Genomic DNA, 23,774 nt, shown 5'->3' with positions numbered 1-23,774 from the left:
GTTCTCCGGGCCGCGAATGGTGGCGATGCGGCGATGCCCCTCGTGCAGGAGACACTCCACTGCGTCCATCGAGCCACGGAAATCCTCGGAAAATACGCCGTCAAAACGCCCGTGCTTGAGGCTGCGGTCAATGAGGACGACAGGTACACCCGCTTCCTCGAACGCAAGGAGGCGGCTGCAGGTCTCCTCATTCTCTGCATCCACCGGAATGACAAGGATGCCGGAGAGTCGCTCCGTTTTGACGTACTCGAAGAATCGGTGTTCTTTTTCAACGCTGTCATCCGTTCCATACAGAAAGATGTTGTAACCACTTTCATCAGCAGCATTTGTGATCCCACGCAACAGCTGCGCGAAGAACGGATTCTCTATGTCGGGGATCAGGAACCCGATATTCCCCGTATTACCCGTACTGAGCTTTCGCGCCAGCGCATTCGGCGTATAGTCCAGCTCGGCAATGGTGCGTACGACCCGCTTCCTCGTCGCCTCACTGACATGAGGGCTGCCGTTCAGCACGCGCGACACAGTTGCGGAGGAAACCCGCGCGCATCTGGCAACATCGTAAATATTAACGCTCATCGCTGCGACTCCTTGTAGGGAAGCACTGATAAATTCAGCACCGTCATCTTAGCGCATCTTTTCTGTCCTCTCTGCCCCTCGATCCTCCACATAGCCTCTGCTATGCGTCCGGTTTGTCTCCTGGACAGGAAAGAAAATCTACACCAATCTGAGGATCTATTTTATCAGCGATTCTCTAGGGAATCCTGCAAGGCGGCGTATGCGATCACCGCGTGTATCGAAACAAGGTGCAGGAAGTCCATAAAATTTGTAACCGATTACAGCTTTAGTTTATTCTGTTTTTTTGGAATTGTCAATAGAATGTTTTTGGATGTTTTGATATGCTATGATACGCGCGGCTTGAGGAAGTCCTCCAACTCCTCCCGCCTCGGGTAGGACATCTGCGTGCCCTTTCGCGTGACGCTGAGTGCAGCAAAGGCGCTTGCCCGCTGCATCGCAGCCGATACATCGCGATCTTGGACGTAGGAACTGCAGAAACAGCCGATAAAGGCGTCCCCTGCCCCCGACGTATCGACGGCATTGACCTGATATGCCTCGATATATTGCTTCTCGTCTGCCGTCATCCAGAGCGCGCCGCGCCCGCCCAATGTGACGATGACATTTTTCAGCCCACGCTCTATCAGGGAGGCAGCCGCCTGCTCCACATCCTTCCGCGTCTCCGTCGGCATACCGGTGAGGATCGCAAGCTCCGTCTCGTTGGGGACGAAGAAATCGCAGGCGCAGACCTTCTCTATGTCCAGATCCTTTGTCGCGGGCGCAGGGTTGAGCAGCACGGGAATGTGATGCTTCTGCCCAAACGCAATCGCATGGTAAACGGTTGCAAGCGGGATTTCGAGCTGCAAAACAATCAGGCTGCATTCCCTGAGATCCTTTTCGCCCGCGTCAATATCCGCCGGCATCAGATGATTGTTTGCACCCTTGATGATCAGGATGCTGTTCTGCCCGCTTTCATCGACAAAGATCGGCGCAACACCGCTCGATACGTCGGGCACCTTTTGCACATAGGTCGTGTCAATGCCGTATTTCCGAAAGTTGCTGATGGTATTATCCGCGAAAATATCGCTGCCGACCTTCGTCATCATCAGGACATCCGTGCCGCAGACTGCAGCCGCCACCGCCTGATTCGCGCCCTTCCCGCCGCAGCCCAGCGTAAAGTCGGGCGCTTCAAGGGTTTCCCCAAGGATCGGCATCCGCGTGATGTAGGAGGTCAGATCGACCATATTGGAGCCAATGACTGCAATCCTCATAGTGCATCCTCCTTTGCGTCAGTGATAATCTTGACGCCGCTGCTCGTGCCCAGCCGCGAAGCGCCCGCCGCGACCATCTCCTCTGCATCTGCGCGGCTGCGGACACCGCCGGACGCCTTGACGCCCATGTCCGCGCCGACCGTCTCGCGCATGAGGCGGACATCCGCGACAGTTGCCCCGCCCGTAGAAAAGCCGGTCGAGGTTTTGACGAAATCCGCGCCCGCCTCTTTGGCAAGCCGGCACGCCGTCACTTTCTCCTCATCGGTGAGCAGACATGTCTCAATAATCACTTTTGTAAGCGCTTTCCCTTTTGCGACAGCAACGACCCCCTTTATATCGTCGCGCACATAGTCGTTGTCCCGATCCTTCAACCGCCCGACGGCGATCACCATATCGACCTCCTCGGCGCCGTCCGCAATCGCCTGACGCGCCTCAAACGCCTTAACCGCCGTGGGCGTCGCCCCCTGTGGGAAGCCGATCACCGTGCAGGTCTTGACGCCGCTGCCCTTCAATCGCTCTGCGGCGTAGGAGACCCAGATCGGGCTGACGCAGACCGAGGCAAAGCGATGCGCTTTCGCTTCGTTTAGGAGCTTGTCCAGATCCGCTTTTCGCGCATTTGTTTTGAGTAAGGTATGGTCGATCATTTTTGCCAAGTCCATAAGATCCCTCCTAAAACATTAAGAATCTTCAGTGATAAAATTTTAGCACTCTTTCTGTGCATTGTAAAGTGCCAAAACATCGCTCGCGGTCTGCTCAACGGGAAGCGCCTCCCGATAGCGATCCAAAAAGGACTGCGCCCCGCGTACGCCCGCTGTGCGCGGGGCAAGTGTCTGCGCGTTCTTTGCTGCAAATATCTCGCTCTCCAGGAAATCGGCGAGGCAGCGCCCCTTTCCGTGCGCTGCATATCGCGCAAGCACCGCCATGCCCCACGCACCACCCTCCGAGGCGGTCTCCATCACCGTAATCGGGAGGTTCAAAAGATCTGCCAATGCCTGCTGGGCAATGATCGGCGTGCGGAACAGCCCGCCATGCGCAATCATACCGTCTATGACGAGCCCTTCATCGCGCGTCAGGATGTCGAAGCCGATCCGAATCGGCGCAAACGCCGCATAAAGGTGCGCGCGCATAAAGTTTGCAAGCGTGAACCTGCTGTTCGGTGTCCGAACAAAGAGCGGTCTGCCGTGCTGCGTGCGTGTGAGATTCTCGCCGGAGAGGAAGCTATAATTGACAAGCCCGCCCGCATCATCATCGGCATATGCAGACTGCTCGAACAGAATCCGATAGAGCTGATCGGCGGACAGACTGCTGCCAAGAGCGTCGGCAAATTCGCGAAAAATCGAGACCCACGCGTTGATGTCCGAGGTACAGTTGTTGCTGTGCACCATAGCTGTCGCAGAGCCGTCCGGCGTCATCACAATGTCGATATCCCGATAAACATTTTTGAGCGGACGCTCAAGCACATTCATGGAAAAAATGGAAGTTCCCACCGAGATGTTCCCCGTCCTCCTGCGCACGCTGTTTGTCGCGATCATCCCCGTACCGGCATCGCCCTCCGGCGGGCACATCATACAGCCCGCCTCGAGCGCGCCGCTCTCATCGAGAAGTGACGCGCCCTCCTTGGTGAGTCGTCCTGCCTCCTCCCCCGCCGCGCACACACGGGGCAGGAGATCGGAAAGAGGCTTGCACAGCTTTCGGGCTTCGGGCAGCGCAGAGAAGATCGACATCATTCCGCTGTGATAGGTTCCACCGGACGGATCAATCGGAAACATCCCCGAAGCATCGTCAATTCCCAGTGCCTTCTCACCGGACAGCCGCCAGTGGATATAGCCGGAGAGGGTCGTCATGTAGTCAATCGCCCCGACGTGCACCTCATCCGAAAGCAGCGCCTGATCTATATGCGCCGCACTCCATCGCTCCGGAATATTGAAGGAGAATGCGCGCGTCAGACGCTCCGCCGCTTCCCCTGTCGTATTGTTCCGCCACGTTCGGAACGGAACGAGCAGCTTGCCTTCCACATCAAAGACGAGGTACCCGTGCATCATGCCGCTGATTCCAAGCGCCGCAACACGGTGGATAGTTACGCCGTATTTCTCTTCTGTATTGCGGCGCAATTCTGCATACGCACTGCGCAGCCCCTTCCAGATTTCCGCCTCATCATAGGTCCAGTAGCCGTCCGCCAGACGGTTTTCCCATGCATAGCCCCCCTGTGCGAGCGTTTTTGACGCTGCATCCGTCAGTACAGCCTTGATTCTCGTCGATCCGAGCTCGATGCCGAGAAATACATCGCCTGCCCTGATTGCAGCCGCCACTTCCCTGTTCATAAATACACACTCCTCTACACTTCTAAAAAATACAGCAGAATGGTATCTGTACGCCAATTCTGCTGTATTTTTATTCAAATTTACTCGACCGTAACTGACTTCGCAAGGTTGCGCGGCTTGTCCACGTCGCAACCGCGCGTGATCGCTGCATAGTAGGCGAGCAGCTGCAGCGGGATAACGGAGAGGATCGGCATGATGAACTCATCCGATGCCGGCACGTGCATGACGTGATCGACATACTTCTCAAGCTCCCGATCGCCCTTGGCAGCAATGCCGATGACGACGGCGTCGCGCGCCTTGACCTCCTTGATGTTCGAGAGCGTCTTCTCGTAGACGTTTCGCTGCGTTGCAAGTGCAATGACGGGCACGCCCTCGACAATCAGCGCAAGTGTGCCGTGCTTCAGCTCGCCCGCCGCATATGCCTCGGCGTGAATGTAGGAAATCTCCTTGAGCTTCAGCGCACCCTCAAGCGAGACGGCATAGTCCAGACCGCGCCCGATGTAGAAGACATCCTCGTTGAAGCCGTACTGCTTCGCAAAGGTCTTGATCGGATCGACGTCGGAGAGGATCTCGGAGACCTGCGCGGGAATCTCCTGCAACTGCGCAACGAGCTCTGCTGTGCGCTCCGCCGCAATCGTCCCCTTGATCTCCGCCATGTAGAGCGCAAGCATGAAGAAGAGCACGAGCTGTGTCGTATACGCCTTCGTCGAGGCGACCGCAATCTCAGGGCCCGCCCATGTATAGACGACCTGATCTGCCTCGCGCGCGATGGACGAGCCAACCACGTTCGTGATGGCAAGCGTCTTTGCCCCGCGCCGCTTCGACTCCTTCAGCGCGGCGAGCGTGTCGCTCGTCTCGCCCGACTGTGAGACCACGATGAGGAGCGTATGCTCGTCGACAATCGGGTCGCGATAGCGGAACTCCGAGGCGACATCGACCTCGACGAGGACGCGCGCCATCTTCTCGATGTAGTATTTGCCGACGAGACCCGCATGATATGCCGTGCCACAGGCGACAATATAGATTTTGTTGAACGAATTGAGATACGCGGCATCCCATCCGAGCTCCTCGAAGGAAATCGACTTCTTGTCCGCCGTGATGCGCTGACTCATCGTGTCGCGCACCGCCTTCGGCTGCTCGTTGATCTCCTTGAGCATGAAATGCTCATAGCCGCCCTTTTCCGCAGCTTCGGCGTTCCACGTAACCTCGAAGACCTTCTTCGGGACGGGCGCGCCCAGATGATTCGTCACCTCGACTGCATCCTTGCACACGACGGCAAGCTCTCCGTCCGCCAAAATATAGGTGCGGCGCGTCTTCGAGATGATTGCGGGAATATCCGAGGCGATGAAGTTCTCGCCCTCACCGAGTCCGATGATGAGCGGGTTGTCCTGCTTCGTGCAGAGCAGCATGTCCGGATGTTTGCGGCTCATGAATGCAAGCGCATACGAGCCTTCGATCCGCTCGAGCACTGCGCGCACGGCGGCGATGAAGTCCCCGCTGTAGACCTCCTCGAGGAGGTGTACGACGACCTCCGTATCCGTCTCGGACTTGAAGACATGCCCCTTTGCAATGAGCTCTTCCTTCAACGAGAGATAGTTCTCGATGATTCCGTTGTGCACAATGGCAAAGTCGCCGTGGCAGTCCGTATGCGGATGCGAATTCACATCCGACGGACGCCCGTGCGTCGCCCAGCGCGTATGACCGATGCCAAGGCTGCCCTGCGGCACATTCCCCTTGATCTTGTCGCGCAGTGCGGCGAGGCGGCCGACGCTCTTTTCGACGCGAATCTCGCCGTCGTTGTAGACGGCAATGCCCGCCGAGTCATAGCCGCGATACTCGAGCTTCGACAGCCCGTCGAGCAGGAACTCCGCCGCCTGACGATCCCCAACATAACCCACGATTCCACACATAAAAATACCTCCTGAACGAAAATTTGCTCAGGGATTTCGCTCCGTCTGCAGCTTTGTCCGCAGGGTCGCCCCTGCGCTTTGACCGCAGACTCTCGACAGAGTGTGCCGGAAGGCATCCGCTGACGGCTCGACAACCTTCTCCTCGTCCTCTGAAACAGTATGTGTTCCAGAGCCAGCGCTAAGAAATACTTCTTTTTCATAAAAGAAATCCCTATGCATCTATGATGCACAGGGACATTCTATCTGATATTGCACAAGAAGTCAATTATTTACATAGTGACTAAAACTGCCAATCACAAGCTGCGGAAACTCCGCGTGAAGCGCCTCCATAAACGCCCGCGTGCCGACGGGTGCGCCGTCTGCCGCCGGCATTGTCTGCAAGAAGAGGGTCGGATCGATGTTCAGGTTCCGCATCTGTATCATCTGAACGGGCAGCGCGCGGAAGAATTCCTGCCATGCGGCAAGCTCCTCCACTCTGTCTGTAAAGCCCGGAAAGTGCAGGAGGTTCAGCGAGACGTAGACGCCGTGATCGAGCGCGTAGCGCAGGGATTCCTTTACATTGTCCAGCGGATAGCTTGCGCGATAATATGCGTCATAACTCTCGTCGCGCGCGCTGATGATGGAGACGCGCAGGGAGTCGAGCCCCGCGTCCACAATCTTCCGCATTCCTGCGGGAAAGCCCGCATTCGAGTTCATATTGATCTGCCCGCGCTGCGTTACGGCGCGAATCTGCCGAATCCCCTCGGCAATCCGATCCGCCGCAAGCGACGGCTCGCCCTCGCAGCCCTGCCCAAAGCTGATGATGCCGTCGGGGGCAATGGAGAGATGATAGATGCCGACCTCGGCAATCTCCTCTGCCGTCGGTGAGAATGTAATGCGCTCCTGCGGCGAGGGGCAGCACTCCGAGCTTTGGAGCGAGATGCAGCCGAGGCAGTTCGCATTGCATACGGGCGAGGTCGGCACGCCGCACTCCCAACGCCTGTAGAACAGATTCTGCGCCGTCAGGCAGTGATAGTTCAGCGAGCAGTTCCCGACCTGTTCCACAATGCGGTTGTGCGGCAGCTCCTTCATCGTCCGCCGCACGAGTTTTTTGAGTTCCTTTCCATTGTAGTTGGCAGGGTCCCATTTCTCGTTTTCATCCGTGTAGACGGCAGCAGCGCAGAGCTGCCCGTGATGGGAAACGACAGCGGTATATCCGTAGAGCGGCAGCGGCGCAGCGCCCTCCATGCGGTCGAATGCGGGCAGATGCGTGCGCGTATAGCCCTGCGGCAGGATTGCGGCGACCGCCGTGCCCGCGATGCGCTCCTCCGCACCGTCAGCTCCCTGCCCCACTGCCGCATGATCGGGCATAAACATGAGATCGGCGCTCTCAGGAAGCGGAATGAGATCGGCAGGACAGAGCGGAACATTGGACGAACCAATGCGACCACATCCGCGCACGCCCTCTGCCTCGCAGATGTTGCCGCGACGGTCGGCGTAGACCGCCGTGATCTCACTCTGCTGTGCGCGTTTCGCTGCTTTCGCCTTCATGATTTTCCTCTTGTTTTCGCGCCTTCTTCTTGTGCGGATTGTAACGGTTCATCGCGAGCTCCACGCCGTCCGTCACAATGCACTCCACGGCGGGCAGGAGATAGCCGATAGCCTCACGGATCTTCGGCACATCCTCCGCAGTAAACGGTGCAAGCACATGGTTGATGACCGTCCATCCTGCGGGCGGACGGCCGACACCGATGCGGACGCGTGCAAAGTCCTCGCCGCCCACGTGCGCGATGATGGACTTGATGCCGTTGTGCCCGCCCGAGCTGCCCTTTTTCCGAATGCGCACCGTCCCCGCAGGGATGTCCATATCATCGTGAACGACGGTCAGATCGTCCGCCGTCATTTTATAGTAGGAAAGCATGGGGCCGATTGCCTCGCCGCTGTTGTTCATGTAGGTCAGGGGTTTGACAAGGAAGACCTTTTCGCCGCCGATCCGCACCTCTGTGACAGCGGAGAAAAAATCTTCCTTCCATGCGGGCGCGTTCAGCCGCTCCGCGAGTGCACCCACGAGCATAAAGCCGACGTTGTGCTTCGTCCGGGCATACTCCGCACCGGGGTTGCCGAGCCCTGCAATCATCTTCATGACTTACTCCTTCGTCGGGTCGCCAATCAGGAAGAGATAGGCGAGCACAATGATGCCGAGCGCGATGCGGTACCAGCCGAATGCCGTGAAATCGTTGCGCTTGATGTAGCGCAGGAGGAACTGAATCGAGAGGATGGAGACGATGAACGCCGTCACCATGCCGACGCCGAGGATGACGAGCTCCGTGCCCGAGTAGTTCCATCCGAATTTGACGAGTTTCAGAAAGGACGCACCGAACATGACGGGAATTGCGAGGAAGAATGTGAACTCCGTTGCAACGTAGCGGCTCGCCCCGAAGATGATGCCGCCGAGGATCGTCGCGCCCGAGCGGCTTGTGCCCGGGACGAGGGAGAGTACCTGAAACATGCCGATGATGAACGCCGTCCGATAGTCCAGTGCGGAGAGATCGTCCACGCGCGGCGTGCGGCGCTTGTTCCAGCGCTCCACCACGATGAAGAGGACGCCGTAGAGAATCAGCATGGCGGCGACCACGGGGGCATTCATGAAATGCTCCTCCATGTATTTATTGAACGCGAGGCCAATCACGGCGGCGGGCAGACAGGCGACGATGACCTTGCCCCAGAGGTCGAGCGTGGCACGGCGCTCCGCCTGTGACTTGCTCTTTAGAAACGGATTGAGCTTCTCCGCATTCAGCACGACGACGGCGAGAATCGCCCCGAGCTGGATAACGACGAGGAACATATCCATGAACGCCATCGACACATCGAGACGGATGAACTCGTCGACGAGGATCATATGCCCCGTGCTGGATACGGGCAGCCATTCCGTCAAGCCCTCCACGATGCCGAGAATGACGACCTTCACCAATTCTATCAATGCAATATCCACTGTAAATATACTCCTCCTCTGATAAGCTTTCCAAAATCCTGCCTATTATAGCACAGTTCTCCGCTCTATGGGGCAAATCCCACAAAAGCGGCGAGTGGCGCGTAACTCATCCCGACACTGACAACTTGCAGAAAATGCTTACCACGCCTCAATCCGTCACAGTTCCTTCGGTCGTGGGAATGAGTCGTGACAGATATTGCACATCCTCGTCCTCGGGCAGCAATTCTTTCAGCTCGTTCAGCTCCGTTTTTGCCTTTTCGATTTGCCCTTGCTGAATATAGGTCATCACTTTCCGCTTACGAAACGCGATCCATCCCTCAGAATACGCTGCGGCTGCCGAAGAAAGCTCTCCAATACGACAATAATCCTCTGCTTGCTCATTTGCTACTTCACGAAGCGATAGCAACCAGTTGGCGATCCCTTTGAAAAGCTCTTTACGATGATCCTGCAGCTCCTGTCCCCCTTCAAGCTGTACGTCGAAATTCTCCCACGCCATCAGTTGATGCGTGTACCTGCAGTTGACCATTTCAATGAAATAATGCAGCTTCTCCGAATCAGGCATCTCCGCGCGCAATAGCACTTCGGCGGTATCCCTAAGCGCGTACATATATACTTCATATAAGAACTCCCAATTACGTTGACTGATGGTACCAAACACGCTCAAGTAGTCAATGGCGACTTCATGCAAAATTTGATCGCATTGAACCCGCTGCGGATGCATGGTATAAGACACCGATTTGGGGGATATATAATACCTATGCAGCGACCGCGGCAAAATTCCGACGCGTTTCGCATTTTGAAAAACACGCATCGTATTGAATGTATCACCGCCGTAGGCGACGGGATAGTTCGGACAATCTTCATGTCTCGTGATATAGTTCCGAAGGACGCTGCCTTTATATAATTTGCCCCAACACGTTCTCATAAAGCCATGATACCACGGAAACAGTTCCGCAAATTGCTGTCCCTCCAAGATCAACGTCTCATGGAGCAAACGCTGACGGACCAATCGATTCTCTTGTTCAACATTCAGGAAATCATTGCCGCAGCAGGCAATGTCCAGGTCATACTTCTGCATGAAGCCAAGCATTTCTTCAAAAAATGTCGGCAGATATTCGTCATCGGCATCGAGTTCACAAAAATAATCGTCATCATCGACATGAAGCGGCAAATCAATATATTCCGCACTGTCCTCCCAAACGTGATTCACTTCATTATAGAACGGAACAATGCGGCGATCCAATGCCGCATACGCCTCGATGATCTGACGGGTCGCCCCACCGTCAGTAGAGCCATTGTCACACAGGTAGTAGATATAGTCTGTATGTGTCTGATGAAGGACGCTGTCCACGGTGCGCCGCAATGTTTTGGAAGCATTATAGGCATGCGTTCGTATATATATCTTCTTCATAGCAATTTCTCAGATTTTATACTCTTTCAAACGAAAACAGCGTGTTGACCTCATGGCTCGGATCCGGATGATGCTCCTTGAGCGCAAAACCGTTTTGCGCCATCAGGTCAATCACTTCCTGCTCCGTGAAATGATTGACATAGGCAGATATACGTCTGCCCTCTATATCCGGAAACTTCTCCAGCGTCATATACGATAAAATAATTTTCTGTTTTGTTGTTGCAGATACATGGCGCAGCAGCGACTCGGCTGTGGTTACAAACTCCAATATCCCGGTAAGTACGGCAACATCGGCAGATATATCGGGGAAATCTCCCGCATTCAAATCACATACGATAGTTTCATCCGAACGTCGAATATAATCAATGGGATAGTATTCCGCACAACCGGCAGGCAGGAGTGTTTTCAAAAACATCTCGCCGGCGCCATAATCAATGACGGAGTGAACATTTTCATCGATCCACATAGCAACATCCCTGTTCCGCATGCGCATCCGCTTCCAATCGGCCTCCTGATCCAGCGCGGACCAAGTGACGTTCTCCGCGATAAACAACGTATATGAGAGGATCTGATCTGCCGGAACGCCCAAGTCCTCCAACTGTTTTTTTATTTCGTGAAAGAACACCGCTGATGAAATCAAAACATTGGCATTCGGATAGGCCGCCCTCATCTCCTGCGGCGAAAGAACCTTCCGTCCATCCTGTCCGCGCTCCTGTTTTTCCGTATTATTATCTGCAAGACAGGCAATCGGTATATGGTGCGCGTCACAATACGCGATGATTTTCGCCCCCATTCCTCCCATTCCAAAGAGTGCAAGGGGACGCTCGGTCAATCGTGCTCTGAGCCCTTCAGGGTCTTTCGGCTGTATCAACATACATTCTTCCTCTATCAAATTCCCTTACTTTTCCTGACCAACTGCGCAATCGCGTCTGCATTGGCAAAGTTGACCGCTGTCAGCGCCTCATCGGCAATTTCGACATCGAACGCGATCTCCAGCTGTGCCGCCAAATGAAGAATCACAAGGGAATCCAAAATACCGCTTTCGATGAGCTCGGTTGTTTCCGTTATCTCTTCATAGGGGCGCATCTTTTTCATGATCCCGATAATTTTTTTTACCACAGTATGCTCCTCCTAACTCGATTCGATCGATCTTGCCATTCGCATTGAGCGGCAGCGCCTCCAAATCCACGATAAGGGCGGGCAGCATATAATGCGGCAAACGGGTTTTCAAATACTGATACAATGCCGTCTTGTCGATGCCCTCGGCAGCCACAAAAAGGATGATCCTCTGCTTTTGTGCATCGTACAGGGCGCAGCTCTGCTTCACATCCCGATACGCGCTCGCCGCTGTCTCAATCTCCCCCAACTCAATCCGGTGCCCCATATGTTTGATCTGGTAATCTTTGCGCCCCAGATACAGCAGCTCGCCATACTGATTATATCGTACCAGATCGCCGGTACGATATATTTTTTCGGGATACATGGTGTTGAGCGGATTCTGTGTGAATGCGGCAACCGTTTTTTCGGGGTTGCGATAATATCCATGGGACAGGCAGGTGCCCCTGACGCACAGCTCGCCAATCTCCCCGTCGGCAGCCGGCTCATCCCGTTCGTTCAACACCAGAATATCGGTGTTGCGGCAGGGGAATCCAATCGGAAGGCTTTCCACATCAGAAAATTCACGTTCCACGATAAAATAGGTGCAAACATCTGTGATTTCGGTAGGCCCGTAGAGATTGGCATACAGGGCATTGGGAAGGGCGCGGCGCCAAACATTCAACTGGGCGGTCGGCATCACTTCACCGCAAAACAAAATTTTCTCGATCCCCTTGGGGCAGACCGTATCCAAGGCACCCGAGTTCGCAACGAGGACGAGCGCCGAAGGCACCCAAAAGATTGTATTGATCCCGGCCTCATCCAGATAGCGGCACAGCCGTTTCGACGATAAGAATTTTTCCTCCGGAATGATGACCATTGTGCCGGCATTTTTGACGGTACTGTAAATATCCAGAATCGAATTGTCAAAGTAAAACGGTGCTTGGTTTCCAAACACCGTACGCTCGGAAAACGCAAACGTCTCTGCAAGCCACTCGGTATAGTCGATCACCGAACGGTGACTGACGACCACGCCTTTGGGTATGCCGGTGGAGCCGGAGGTGAACATCACATACAGCGGGTCGGTGTCGATCATCGTGCGCCGGATCCGATCGAGCACACCCTCATCGACCGTCCCGTCACGCAGCTCTTCGAGCTCCATCACTGCGGCATCTGCGGCGACTTCGGCAGCGGCTTCATAATGCGTCCGATCCGTGATAATGGCGGCAGGACGCAGCGTCTCCATAATACTGCGCAGCCGCTCCCTCGGCATTGCCGTGTCCAGCGGCGTGTAGAAATTCCCGCTGTATGCCGCCGCAAAGAATGCGATGATGCAATTCACGCCCTTCGGCAAATACACGGCGACAGGTCGGCATTTTTGCCCACCGAGAAATGCAGCAATGGCAGAGGCACATGCCCGACTCTGTCGTGCAAACTGAGAAAAGGTCACCTGTCGCGCCGCGTCCCGGAATGCAATTTTATCCGGGCACCGCGCAGCGGCATATTGCAGATATTGGGTGACATTCGTAAGCATAGCAGCCCCCTATCCCATCACAGCGCGAATCGCCTCGGATTCATGAAGGAAATGCAGCAGTTTGCTCCGACCGGCGTAGTTTGAGGTCTCATCGATCGTATTCGCTGCTGCAAACTCATCTGCCGTGAGCAGGAAGCTCGCATCTGCAACACGATAGTCCAGCCCTTCGCGATCCAGAAATCCATACAGCTTCGTAAAATTCTCATGATATCTCGCCTTAAAATCCCCCCCAAAGAAGCGTTCGCCCTGCATATAGTTGACCGGAGGCACATAGAGAACGATGGGAATCCCGTGCTCATTGAGCAGCCGGATGGTCTTTTTCAAATACACGACCCCTTCCGTCTCCTCCTTGATGCGAAATAGATAGTTCATCTGCATATACAGCTTCTCGCTGGTATCGTCCTCCGTTTTCTTAAAAGAGGCAAACGACTCCACCTGGAAGCGGCGAAACCGCTCTGCGGCAAGCTCTGCATACGCGGAGAACTCTGCCCGCGGCTGCTCTGTGGCGTCCACCAGGCGGCGGATGAGCGTCGGGTGCTGCGTGCGCGGCATAAGATGTGCCTTTGGCGTCAATGCCTCCATCACCAATAATAACAACATTGCCGGACGTTCTCCCCGATCCAGCAGGGCGCGGAGGATATGGTAGTGCGCCTGTTGACCAAGGCCGTGCACCGCGAGTACCTTGCAATGCTCCGCACCGAAGCTCGTTTTTATCATATCGCCCAGAGAATCCGATACTTCGTCGGTCAATGCGATATGCGAGAAGGCACAGTCCCCCATCACCAGCAGATGATCACTGACCGTCCGCTCATATTCCGCAACATAGGCGTCATAAACCGACAGATCAAAGGAGAACCAGTCCCGTCCCTCCTCCAACTTTGCGTCAGTCAACTGATCTCTCATAGATCCGCTGTTTTCCGGTGAGACGAGGAAAACCTGCCGCCCCCGGTAAGACAGGGCATCGCTGAGCGAACAAATATCGTAGTCATGAATGAGATGCCCCTGTTTCTCAGGATTGTTATCACAGAAAACAATCTTGTGAAAGCCATTCTGTTCCAGGATGTGCAGCAGGCAGCAGCCGCGTATTCCGGCACCGAAGATCACAATCCGACACTCGGCGAGAATGTTCCTGAGCCGCGCCACCTCAGATTGGAAATACTGGTAGACGAGAGCATTCTCCGACGTGACTGGCCATGCAAAATCAATTTTATCACACATCGTTTGATATTTCCTCCAATCGTTCCAATATCCCATCCTTATAGGGATCAAGGATATCTCCGGAGCCTGTCACCGTATTAAAAGGCACAAAACATTCTTTGCAGGAGCTATGCCGATAGCGTGTCAAACGCAAATGTTCCTTCAAAAAATCCAGTCGCTGACGGCTGTTCCATGCCAGCTGCAAGGTCGTATCATGGATATTGCCAAGACTCATCGGCGGCGGAAGACTGGTACAGGGATAGATTCCACCGTCCGGCGCTACGAACATCTTATAAAAGACCAGCGGACAGTAATCCACCTTGCCGCATTCATACGCGTATTTATTGACATTTTTATCTGCCTTGACATCTATATTCTGCCAGAGCGGGACGACGCTTTCCACAAATATGCTGTCCGCAATGCCATCAAAAAGTTCGTAAAAACGGCGTTTGCCCTCCTGCACAGCTTCGTTCCCAAACGCGGCATCCGCGATCTTGATATGAATCTTCAAATCCTCCGCTTTCGTCTCGTACATGAGCTTCAGATGATTGCAGAATCGTTGAAAATCTATGTTCGCGCTGCAGGTGCGCTGATACGCTGCGGCATCCAGGCCTTGCAGCGAAACGACAATGCGTGAAAATCCCGCTTGCGCGATACGCGCGGCATTATCCTCCGTCAAAAGGGAGGCATTCGTGTGCATATCAATGCGCTCCGCAACATTCAGCTGTTTCAGAAGACGCACCATATCCACAAGATGCGGATTGCACAAGGGCTCGCCGTGCCCCGAGAGCGAAACCAGCTTCAATTTCTGAGGGAAATCCTGGAGCTGCCGTGCGGCCTTTTCAAAGACCTCCGGGGACATCAGCTCGCCTGCGGCAGCGAAGCTCCAACTCGCATCCTTTTCCCCCGACCGAAAGCAGTAGCTGCATCTGAAGTTGCAGCGCTCACTCAGATCCAAGATCACAGAAAGGGGCGTCGCCAGCGGCAGCCGTTCGCCCAAAACGACACGATCGGTATGATAGGAGGGTTCGCGAATGGTCATGATACACCTCGTTTAGATTTTTCGCAACACGCTCCACACGCGCTATTGCACGGCGTACAGCACCGTGTCCAACAAGTTGTCACTGTAATGACGCAGCGTAAATTGATAACCCACATCATAATCTGCCAATAATTGGGACAGGGTATAGATGTCCTCCGGTTTGTGATACGCGCAAATCGCCAGTTTCGGCAGAGCACGCTTGATCATGTGTTCCGCGCCAAGAAGAGCCTCTTTCTCCGCACCTTCGATATCCAGCTTGATCAGGGTCGGCTGATCGGGCAAATCCGCAAAAAATTGATCCAGACTTGTCACCTGTATGACCCCATCGCCGGATTCGGAAAGCTTTGAACTCGCGCTTAGATTTGTGCGATAGTGACGTTCGGCTTCGCCGGACCACAGACCTTTTTGCACCAATGTCATATGTTCCATGCCTGTGAGGTTTTGGACGGCTTTCCCATAGTTGGTGTCATCGATTTCAAAACCGTAATAGTGTCGGAAATGCCCCTTCGTCTGACGAACGAATGCCATCGCTGTATCGCCGTCGAACATGCCCCCGTCCACAAAGACTTCCTCGCTGCTCAACATGACCCCCGCCGAACGATCAAAATATTCTGCGCCCTGAGACGGTTGGAGCGGTGCGGACAGCAAATATCCCTCCACGCGATTGCATATGATCTCTTTGGAAATATCATCCGCAAAAAAATCATACGCCCACTCATATCCATCTACATGCGGCAAGAAGTCTTCGATCATCATCGCATGGATCGGCAGGTTTTCTACGATGAAAATACGCTCCTCCGACATGCCCGACAATAGCAGATCCTGTCGAATATCATGTGCATGCGCGATCGAGCATATCAGTATATTTGCCCCTTTGTAATGCAGCAATAAATCTTTCGGAGATATGATCGGCAGCGCGGTCTCTCCGTGGATCCCGCTGCCGCTGCGGTCACAGAAACACTCCGGACGGATGCCGCTACGAAAAAGCCATTGGGCGGTACGTGTGCCGAGATCACCCGCTCCGTACAAAACAAGGGGACTGCCGTGAAATTTATCCCGCAGCTGGCGGATGTCTGACCGGAACGCTGCACTTTCGCATTGTGCGCGTATATGGGAGAACCGTTCGCGAAATTTACTCATAGGTATCTTTCCACCCATTCCTTTTCAAAGTCAAGTATGAAATCGCTATGTAAAAATTCTTCCCGGCATAGCTGCAACGCGTGCATCATGGCGTGAAGCTGCGCGGTACAATCTGACAGCCCAAAACGATGGATCTTGTCCACCATGGAAATCATAAATGACCATTCAAAATACCGAAATGCCGCCGTACTGTTCGGAAACAGGCCGCTCAGCCAGACCGTGCGCTCCCTGTAGGTATGGAGATATTCATCAAGCGTCTGGGGCGTGAACAGATGATAGTTCGTAGTCCATGCGGAATGATTTCCTCCGTGTCGGTTGAACGTGTATTTCGGCTGTCCGTGATAGGCAACCCGCTGCGGGAGTGCCAGCAGGCGGTACATCAGCGCAATATCATCGTATGTGCCGTCCTCCGGAAAGCGCAGACCAGCGGCAATGTTACGTCGGTACATCTTGGTTGGGAACGCCATATTATACTTCTTGCGCCACATGAGTTCAATCAGGGCTTCCTCGGCAGTCATGATGCGCTTTTCATCAAACGCCTTGTCCGCCGCTCCGCAGATGCTGACCTCGGCATTGTTTTCAACTGCGAGACGATACAGGAACTCCAAAAAATCCGGCGTACAGCTGTCGTCGTCGTCAACAAACGCGATATAATCGCCCGTTGCCGCATCCAGGCCCGCATTGCGTCCGGAACCGATGTTGCCGCGTTCCCGGTGAATGACGCGGATTCTGGAGTCCTGCGCAGCGTATTCGTCAGCAATTACGCCGGAACGATCTGTCGCTCCGTTATCTACGATAATGAACTCAAAATCACGAAATGTCTGGGCGAGAATACATTCTATCATATGCCCAACAAACATTTCGCGGTTATATGTCAGCATGATTACACTGACTTTCGTTGCCATCTATGACCTCACACCTTCCATGGCATAACGCCGCAATTACCGTAGTGTTCCGGCGGTTCATTGTAAAATGAAATCGGATATATAAAAACAGAACATACAGAATCAATCCAATAAAATATCTTTGTCCAGACACCACCATGAGGTTCTGTATGTCTCACACACATTCTACCACAAAACGGCGTACATTCAAAGGTTTCTCCTTAGAGGCTATGTGAAGGATCGAGGGTGCAGAGAGTGCGAAAAAGATGCGCCAAGAGACGCAAGCTGAATTTATCAGTGCTTCCTCAAAGCACAAAAAAGGCTGCCGAAGCAGCCCTTTGTATGTATTTGTCGTTTTACACGAGACCGTGTGCGAGCATGACGTTCGCAACCTTCGAGAACGCGGTGATGTTCGCACCCGCGACGAGATCGTCGGGGTCGGCATAGAGCTCCGCATTCTTCTTTGCATCGCGGTAGATGTGGCTCATGATCTTGCGGAGGCGCTTGTCCACCTTCTCGAACGTCCACTGACGGCGCTCGGAGTTCTGCGACATCTCGAGCGCGGAGACGGCGACGCCGCCCGCATTTGCCGCCTTTGCCGGAGCAAAGAGAACCTTGTTGCTCTGGAAGTATGCAATCGCGTCGAGTGTCGACGGCATGTTTGCGCCCTCGCCGACCGCCTGTACGCCGTTTGCAACGAGCAGCTTTGCAGACTCCAGATCGATCTCGCTCTGCGTTGCGCACGGCAGCGCGATATCGCATTTCACCGACCAGACACCCGCGCAGCCTTCATGGTACTCGGCGTTCGGATGCGTGTCTGCATACTCCTTGATGCGAGCACGGCGGACTTCCTTGATGTCCTTGACCGCAGCGAGGTCGATGCCGTCCGGATCGTAGATGTAGCCGTTCGAGTCGGAGCAGGTGACAACCTTCGCGCCAAATTCCTGCGCCTTTTCGATCGCATAGGTCGCAACATTGCCCGCGCCCGAGACGACGACCGTCTTGCCCGCAATGTCGATGCCCTTTGCCTCGAGCATATCCTGCACAAAGTAGAGGAGTCCGTAGCCCGTCGCCTCGGTGCGTGCAAGGCTGCCCCAGTAATCCGTGCGCTTGCCCGTGAGGACGCCCGCGTCATAGGAGTCGCGGATGCGCTTGTACTGGCCGAAGAGATAGCCGATCTCGCGTCCGCCGACGCCGATGTCGCCCGCAGGAACATCCACGTTCGGGCCGATGTGGCGATAGAGCTCCGTCATAAAGCTCTGGCAGAACTTCATGACCTCGTTGTCGGAGCGCCCGTGCGGGTCGAAGTCCGAGCCGCCCTTGGCGCCGCCGATCGGAAGCCCCGTCAGCGCGTTCTTGAAGACCTGCTCGAAGGCGAGAAACTTCAGGATGTCGAGCGTGACGCTCGGATGGAAGCGCAGACCGCCCTTGTACGGACCAAGCGTGCTGGACATCTGCACGCGGTAACCGCGGTTGACCTGAATCTCGCCCTTGTCATCCACCCACGGCACGCGGAACGTGATGACGCGATCAGGCTCAATCATGGACTCGAGAATCTTGTGCGCCTTGTACTCGGGATGTTTCTCCAACAGAGGAACAACGGATGTAAAAACCTCGGATACCGTATTCTTGAAATGCTGTTGATCGGGGTCGCGCTTCGACACCAGATCGAGAATATCGTTTACATACTGTTTCATGTCAGACATTGTAATTCCTCCCTCTGTTTGCTCGGTGCCATTCATCGAACGTGACTGAGTATAGCACACGGTGCGGAGCTTTGTATAGGGATTCGGCGTATGAATACAATATGCACCTGAAATACAAAAAAGAGGTCTCTGCATTTCAGGAATCACTGATAAATTCAGCACCGTCATCTTAGCGCATCTTTTTTGCCCGAACTTTGTCGGCAAATCCTCCACAGAGCACCACTCTGCGTCCGGTTTGCCTCCTCGTTCGGACGAAAAAATCTACGCCAATCTGACGGACTTCATTTTATCAGTGATTCCTTCACAGAAACCTCTTGCTGTTATAGATGATATGGTTCGTTGCGGCTGATCTTGAACGTACGGTAGATCTGCTCCATGAGAAAGAGTCGGATGAGCTGGTGTGGCAACGTGAAGTGCGAGAACGAAAGGCGGAGATCTGCACGCTTCCTGACCTCATCTGCGAGACCAAAGGGACCACCGATCAGAAAGGAAATATGGCTCTGCCCATCGACACCAAGTCGGTCAATCTTTGCCGCAAGCTCCTCCGAGGACAGCTCCGCACCGCCCACATCGAGCACGATGAGATAGGCGTCCTGCGGCAGCTGCGCGAGAAGACGCTCCCCCTCACGCCGCAGGATGTCCGCCTTCTCCGCCGCAGAGGGCTTCTCCTTCATGCGCTCCTCTGCAATCTCAATCGTGCGCACGTCCGCGTAGGGGCGCAGGCGTTTTTCGTACTCTGCGATGCCGTCACGCAGATATTTCTCCTTCAGTTTGCCCGCGCAGATGACGGTGACCTTCACCGATCCTCCTGCGGCATCTCTTCGAGCGTGACCTCCGTCTTGCGCTTCGTATCGTTGCGGTCATAGGTCACAGTCACCTTGTCGCCGACCTTGTACGAGGCGATCTTCGAGCGCAGCTCTGCAACACTGTTGACCTCCTCGCCGTCGATCTCGAGGATGATGTCGCCGCGCTGGAAGCCCGCCTTGCCGCACGGCCCATCGAGTGCGAGGCGGAAGATATAGACGCCCTTGTCGATGTTCAGCTGGTATCCGTAGCGTTCTGCCGTCATCGGATCAAAGACGGAGACGCCGAGATACGGACGCGCCACATAGCCCTTTTCGATCAGCTCATTGACGATGTTCTCCACCGTATTGATCGGGATGGCAAAGCCCATGCCCTCGACAGCGGCTGCCGCGACCTTCGCGCTGTTGATGCCGATGACCTCGCCGTCCGCATTCACGAGCGCGCCGCCCGAGTTGCCGGGACTGATCGCCGCGTCGGTCTGCAGGAGCTTCACGCGCTTGTCGCTGACATCGAGCGTGCGGTTCAGCGCGCTGATGACACCGACCGTGACACTGCCCTGGAACTCGAGCCCAAGCGGGTTGCCGATCGCAATGGCGGGCTCGCCGACCACAACGGCATCCGAGTTGCCAAAGACCGCCGTCGGCAGATCCTTTGCATCCACCTTTACCACGGCGAGATCGGTGAACTCATCCTGCCCGATGAGCTTGCCCTTGAGGCTGCGCCCGTCGGAGAGAGAGACAATGATCTCCTTCGCCCCGCTGATGACGTGGTTGTTCGTCACGATGTAGCCGTCGCTGCGGAAGATCACGCCCGAGCCGACGCCCTCCGTCTCGACGGGGTTGTTGAACCAGTCGCGCGCGACTGCCTTGTTCGTAATGCCGACGACCGCAGGGCCGACCGCCTTTGCCGCACGCACGACGGGCGTATTGCGCGCGTCCGAAAGACCTGAGACGTCGACCGTCTGCGCCGGCTTCATCCCGCCGACCGAGTTGTCAGCCGCCGTCCCCATCGAGCAGCCGCCGAAGATGACAAAGGACGCCATGACAGCTGCGGCGACGAGGGCAATGCCCTTGCGCTTCTTGCTTCGGATGTTCATAGAAACATCTCCTTTTCACATAATAATTTCTGCCCCGCCCTCCGGCAGACAGCTCTCTATGTCGAGCGTGATGCCGCGTGAGGCGAGGATGTCATTCACCGTATCGCGCGCGAGCGTCGGACGGTTGTTCTCCTCCGAGAGATGCGCGAGATAGACCTTGTGCGGGGGCTTCTTCATACGCGTGAGCGCCCATGCGGCGTCACCGTTCGCAAGATGTCCGCGATTCGAGAGAATGCGCCGCTTGAGCGGCCACGGGTAGCTACCCCGGCGCAGAAGGTCGGCGTCGTGATTCGCCTCAAGTACGAGCACATCGGCTCCCTCCATCGCCTCCTGCACCGTCTCGGTCACAATACCGAGATCCGTTGCCAGCGTGCAGCAGTGCGAACCTTCGAGGCGAAAGCCGCACGGCTCTGCCGCATCGTGCGAGATCGGAAAGGGGCGCACGGTCACAGCACCGACCGTGAAATCATCCGAAATGCGGTACATATCCTCTGCAAATGTCGCACCGCCGTCAATGCCCGCGAGCGTTCCCTGCGTCGCAAGGATCGGCACATGGTACTGCTTGGCGAGCGTTTTCAGCCCGCGCACATGGTCGATATGCTCATGCGTCACGAGTACGGCGTCCAGAGACTGTGGCTCGACACCGCGCGCGCGCAGCCCCTTCGTGATCCGCGCCGCACTGATGCCCGCATCGATCAGAATACGAGCACCGTCCAGCTCCACATAGACAGAGTTTCCCTTGCTCCCGCTCGCCAGTATCGATACCTGCAACGAACAACCCCCTTTCTTTCGCACATCATATTCCTTTTTTCTGTAAATTGTCTGCATATTTTCTTTGACGGGTATGTGATGATTGCAGGAAATGCGAATCTGCGGATCACCCCTGCGACAGACACAGATCCGAGTGGTTTTTTCTCCTATGATGTCATATCATTTTCCCACAAAAGAGCTTCCTGCTCCAACCATATGCCCTCGGAGAGCATGACGCGGATGAGTTCGTGCCACAGGGCAAAAGCCTCACGACGAAGAAGCTCCTTGAGGCGTTTTTTCTGTGCGTCTGTCAAATGCTGGGCAAAGGCACGATGGGCGCGCAGTTCCTCCACGTCCATCCGATACGGCATTAGATGTGAAAAGAAGTGCTTGCGCAGATATTCAAAAATGCGAATTCCGCCATAATCCAGATCGCCCCAGTGCCGTACGGTAGGCGGCTGTTTTCCCGCAATCTTGGATAGCAGCGCTTGTATGGTTCGATTTGGAAATCCTGCGGTATAGACGAGGAGACGATCCGCCTTCTCCTGTGCAAGCACCTCTGCATTGGTCAGATTCTCGACCGTCAGGACGGAGGACGGCAACGCGTCAATCTCCATCGCGGCAACGGTATCATATGTCAGCTCGATCCCGCCCGCAAAGTCGGCAAGCGCATACGCTCTGCCGTGCAGCGAAAAATCCATATGCCCCGCAATCCAGACTTTTCCATGATGACCACTGATGCCCGCCATATCCAGATACGCGGCATCCGTTTCACAGGGTTCCTCCGCAAATCGTCGCAGAAGTATGAGCAGGGGCGCCTCGATGCATCGTTCAAAATACTTGCTGTTGCCAAAGACTCGCTGACTGAATACACGCTTCGGTATGGCATTCTCCCCCGCAGCAGGCAATGAGAGGATGGCGCGGATCAGATCGCGGCGAATCTCCTTCTCCCTAGGCAGGAAGGAGGGAATCTTGTTCTCCGACAATATTGTGTGTGCCGCATTGCAGCAGCGCCGTACCCATATGGCTGCAGACGCTGTCAGCGCCAAGATGTCAGCGCGGTATTCCTCCACACGCATGAGCGGCATTGTGCGCCCCATACGCTCATAGAGCTGCGCCGCATCCACTGCAAGCAGAATGCGCTCGATCCGTCCCGTGCCATGATGCTCCCACACGACAGAGATCATGCCCTGCCGTTCGAGCTCCTCTGCCGCCGCCTCGATTGCCTCACGCCGATCTGCGTCGAGCTCGTCCGTATAGGCGGCGGCAAGCGGGGATTTCCGCAGGCGAAACTGAGGCCGCCGTCCCGCCCCGCCGATGGCAGCGTTGCTGCGCTCATATTTTTCCAACAGGATGCTCAGAATCTCCCGCTCATAGTAAGTCCTGCTCTCCGCTTGCCTCATGTGTCATCCCCTTCTCCCATGTCCGCACATCGCCCAGTTCATCGGTAAAGCAATGGTTGCCCGCATTCGTTACAATGATCGACTGACCCATCAGGGGCGCAATGGCGGCGAGCTTTTCATCCGGGACGGCGACAATCAGCTGCACGTCCATGCGCTTGATGAGCTGGATGCAGGATTTGATGCGCTCCTCATCCATTTTGTTGAACGCCTCATCAAAGACGGTGAGGCGTATGGTCTTTTCGTTGTAAATCTGCTGAAACGCAGCGAGGATTGCAATGTAGAACGGTGTCTGCGTCTCGCCGCCCGAGGTCTGCCGCAGAACGCGCGAGTACAGATAGGACTGCCCCGCCGTATCCGTGATGCGGATGTCATAGTCGAGATAGCGCCGATAGTCGGAGAACTCCTCCTGCTCCTCGGGCGTGCCTTTGACCAGTTTTTCAAACAACTCCATTGCCTGCTCGTTTGCTGCCGCATCGGTCTCTGCAAAGAGCCCGCCCGCCATCTCCCAATCCGCCGTCATGACCGCATCGTAAAACGGCTTGTACTTCGCGCTGGGCGTGATGAGGAAGCTGTATTTATCCTTGTGAAACTGAAATTGATCGAGCGAATAGTTCAGGTCACGGAATTCATGCCGCGCGCTCTCGATCGCCTCGCGCATGCTGAAGATGAAATGCGCCTTGAACTCCA

The 23,774-nt window shown here is 55.2% G+C and carries 22 protein-coding genes and 1 pseudogene; all 23 read right to left on the bottom strand.

What is annotated here, in order from left to right; genetic code table 11:
- Positions 1 to 576: LacI family DNA-binding transcriptional regulator (locus tag AXF19_RS15535; RefSeq protein WP_237141590.1), on the bottom strand; the 576-nt coding region annotated here is incomplete at its 3' end.
- Positions 573 to 714 (bottom strand): annotated as a pseudogene (locus AXF19_RS15530) (secretion protein HlyD). The pseudogene AXF19_RS15530 and the gene AXF19_RS15535, both read right to left, overlap by 4 nt.
- Positions 715 to 899: 185 nt before the next feature.
- On the bottom strand, positions 900 to 1,823 hold the full coding sequence (gene rbsK / locus AXF19_RS10370; protein ID WP_066848487.1) for a ribokinase: 924 nt from the start codon (positions 1,821 to 1,823) through the stop codon (positions 900 to 902).
- A complete protein-coding gene (deoC, locus tag AXF19_RS10365) occupies positions 1,820 to 2,482 on the bottom strand; it encodes a deoxyribose-phosphate aldolase (protein WP_066848485.1) in 663 nt (220 codons plus the stop codon). The genes rbsK and deoC overlap by 4 nt, the downstream gene beginning before the upstream one ends.
- Positions 2,483 to 2,524: 42 nt before the next feature.
- Positions 2,525 to 4,144, bottom strand: a complete 1,620-nt coding sequence (locus AXF19_RS10360) for a xylulokinase (protein WP_066848483.1) — start codon at positions 4,142 to 4,144, stop codon at positions 2,525 to 2,527.
- Between the two features lie 80 nt (positions 4,145 to 4,224).
- Positions 4,225 to 6,054, bottom strand: a complete 1,830-nt coding sequence (glmS, locus tag AXF19_RS10355) for a glutamine--fructose-6-phosphate transaminase (isomerizing) (protein ID WP_066848481.1) — start codon at positions 6,052 to 6,054, stop codon at positions 4,225 to 4,227.
- A 261-nt stretch (positions 6,055 to 6,315) separates the two neighbouring features.
- Positions 6,316 to 7,584, bottom strand: coding sequence for a radical SAM protein (locus AXF19_RS10350; protein WP_066848477.1), 1,269 nt, complete (start codon positions 7,582 to 7,584; stop codon positions 6,316 to 6,318).
- Complete coding sequence (pth, locus tag AXF19_RS10345; RefSeq protein WP_066848474.1) at positions 7,547 to 8,176, bottom strand: aminoacyl-tRNA hydrolase; 630 nt, start codon at positions 8,174 to 8,176, stop codon at positions 7,547 to 7,549. The genes AXF19_RS10350 and pth overlap by 38 nt, the downstream gene beginning before the upstream one ends.
- 3 nt (positions 8,177 to 8,179) lie before the next feature.
- The gene (locus AXF19_RS10340) at positions 8,180 to 9,025 is read right to left on the bottom strand and encodes an undecaprenyl-diphosphate phosphatase (protein WP_172837381.1); all 846 of its coding nucleotides are present in this window, start codon (positions 9,023 to 9,025) and stop codon (positions 8,180 to 8,182) included.
- Between the two features lie 148 nt (positions 9,026 to 9,173).
- Entirely contained in the window at positions 9,174 to 10,436 is a 1,263-nt protein-coding gene (locus tag AXF19_RS10335; RefSeq protein WP_066848471.1) for a glycosyltransferase family 2 protein, read from the bottom strand.
- 16 nt (positions 10,437 to 10,452) lie between these two features.
- Positions 10,453 to 11,310: a hypothetical protein gene (locus AXF19_RS10330; protein ID WP_066848468.1), complete on the bottom strand. Its 858-nt coding sequence runs from the start codon at positions 11,308 to 11,310 to the stop codon at positions 10,453 to 10,455.
- 14 nt (positions 11,311 to 11,324) lie between these two features.
- Positions 11,325 to 11,531, bottom strand: coding sequence for a phosphopantetheine-binding protein (locus AXF19_RS10325; RefSeq protein ID WP_066848464.1), 207 nt, complete (start codon positions 11,529 to 11,531; stop codon positions 11,325 to 11,327).
- Positions 11,509 to 13,065, bottom strand: coding sequence for an amino acid adenylation domain-containing protein (locus AXF19_RS10320; protein WP_066848461.1), 1,557 nt, complete (start codon positions 13,063 to 13,065; stop codon positions 11,509 to 11,511). Before AXF19_RS10320 ends, AXF19_RS10325 begins: the two co-directional genes overlap by 23 nt.
- Before the next feature lie 9 nt (positions 13,066 to 13,074).
- Positions 13,075 to 14,283, bottom strand: coding sequence for a nucleoside-diphosphate sugar epimerase/dehydratase (locus AXF19_RS10315; RefSeq protein WP_066848459.1), 1,209 nt, complete (start codon positions 14,281 to 14,283; stop codon positions 13,075 to 13,077).
- Complete coding sequence (locus tag AXF19_RS10310; RefSeq protein WP_066848456.1) at positions 14,276 to 15,304, bottom strand: radical SAM/SPASM domain-containing protein; 1,029 nt, start codon at positions 15,302 to 15,304, stop codon at positions 14,276 to 14,278. Before AXF19_RS10310 ends, AXF19_RS10315 begins: the two co-directional genes overlap by 8 nt.
- Before the next feature lie 42 nt (positions 15,305 to 15,346).
- The gene (locus AXF19_RS10305; RefSeq protein ID WP_066848454.1) at positions 15,347 to 16,444 is read right to left on the bottom strand and encodes an FkbM family methyltransferase; all 1,098 of its coding nucleotides are present in this window, start codon (positions 16,442 to 16,444) and stop codon (positions 15,347 to 15,349) included.
- The gene (locus AXF19_RS10300) at positions 16,441 to 17,349 is read right to left on the bottom strand and encodes a glycosyltransferase family 2 protein (RefSeq protein WP_066848452.1); all 909 of its coding nucleotides are present in this window, start codon (positions 17,347 to 17,349) and stop codon (positions 16,441 to 16,443) included. Before AXF19_RS10300 ends, AXF19_RS10305 begins: the two co-directional genes overlap by 4 nt.
- Positions 17,350 to 17,684: 335 nt before the next feature.
- Positions 17,685 to 19,034 carry an NADP-specific glutamate dehydrogenase gene (gene gdhA, locus AXF19_RS10295; RefSeq protein ID WP_066848449.1) on the bottom strand — a complete coding sequence of 450 codons (1,350 nt, stop codon included), beginning with the start codon at positions 19,032 to 19,034 and terminating at the stop codon, positions 17,685 to 17,687.
- A gap of 320 nt (positions 19,035 to 19,354) precedes the next feature.
- Complete coding sequence (rlmH, locus tag AXF19_RS10290; RefSeq protein ID WP_066848447.1) at positions 19,355 to 19,834, bottom strand: 23S rRNA (pseudouridine(1915)-N(3))-methyltransferase RlmH; 480 nt, start codon at positions 19,832 to 19,834, stop codon at positions 19,355 to 19,357.
- Entirely contained in the window at positions 19,831 to 20,934 is a 1,104-nt protein-coding gene (locus AXF19_RS10285) for a S1C family serine protease (RefSeq protein WP_066848445.1), read from the bottom strand. Before AXF19_RS10285 ends, rlmH begins: the two co-directional genes overlap by 4 nt.
- Positions 20,935 to 20,949: 15 nt before the next feature.
- Complete coding sequence (locus tag AXF19_RS10280; RefSeq protein WP_066848443.1) at positions 20,950 to 21,762, bottom strand: MBL fold metallo-hydrolase; 813 nt, start codon at positions 21,760 to 21,762, stop codon at positions 20,950 to 20,952.
- 89 nt (positions 21,763 to 21,851) lie between these two features.
- Complete coding sequence (locus tag AXF19_RS10275) at positions 21,852 to 23,087, bottom strand: Wadjet anti-phage system protein JetD domain-containing protein (RefSeq protein ID WP_066848441.1); 1,236 nt, start codon at positions 23,085 to 23,087, stop codon at positions 21,852 to 21,854.
- On the bottom strand, positions 23,056 to 23,774 hold a 719-nt coding region (locus AXF19_RS15525), incomplete at its 5' end, for an SbcC/MukB-like Walker B domain-containing protein (RefSeq protein WP_268271675.1). The genes AXF19_RS15525 and AXF19_RS10275, both read right to left, overlap by 32 nt.

It is taken from the genome of Selenomonas sp. oral taxon 126, assembly GCF_001683335.1.
GTDB lineage: Bacteria > Bacillota > Negativicutes > Selenomonadales > Selenomonadaceae > Centipeda.
This window is presented reverse-complemented; position numbering and strand designations above follow the sequence as displayed.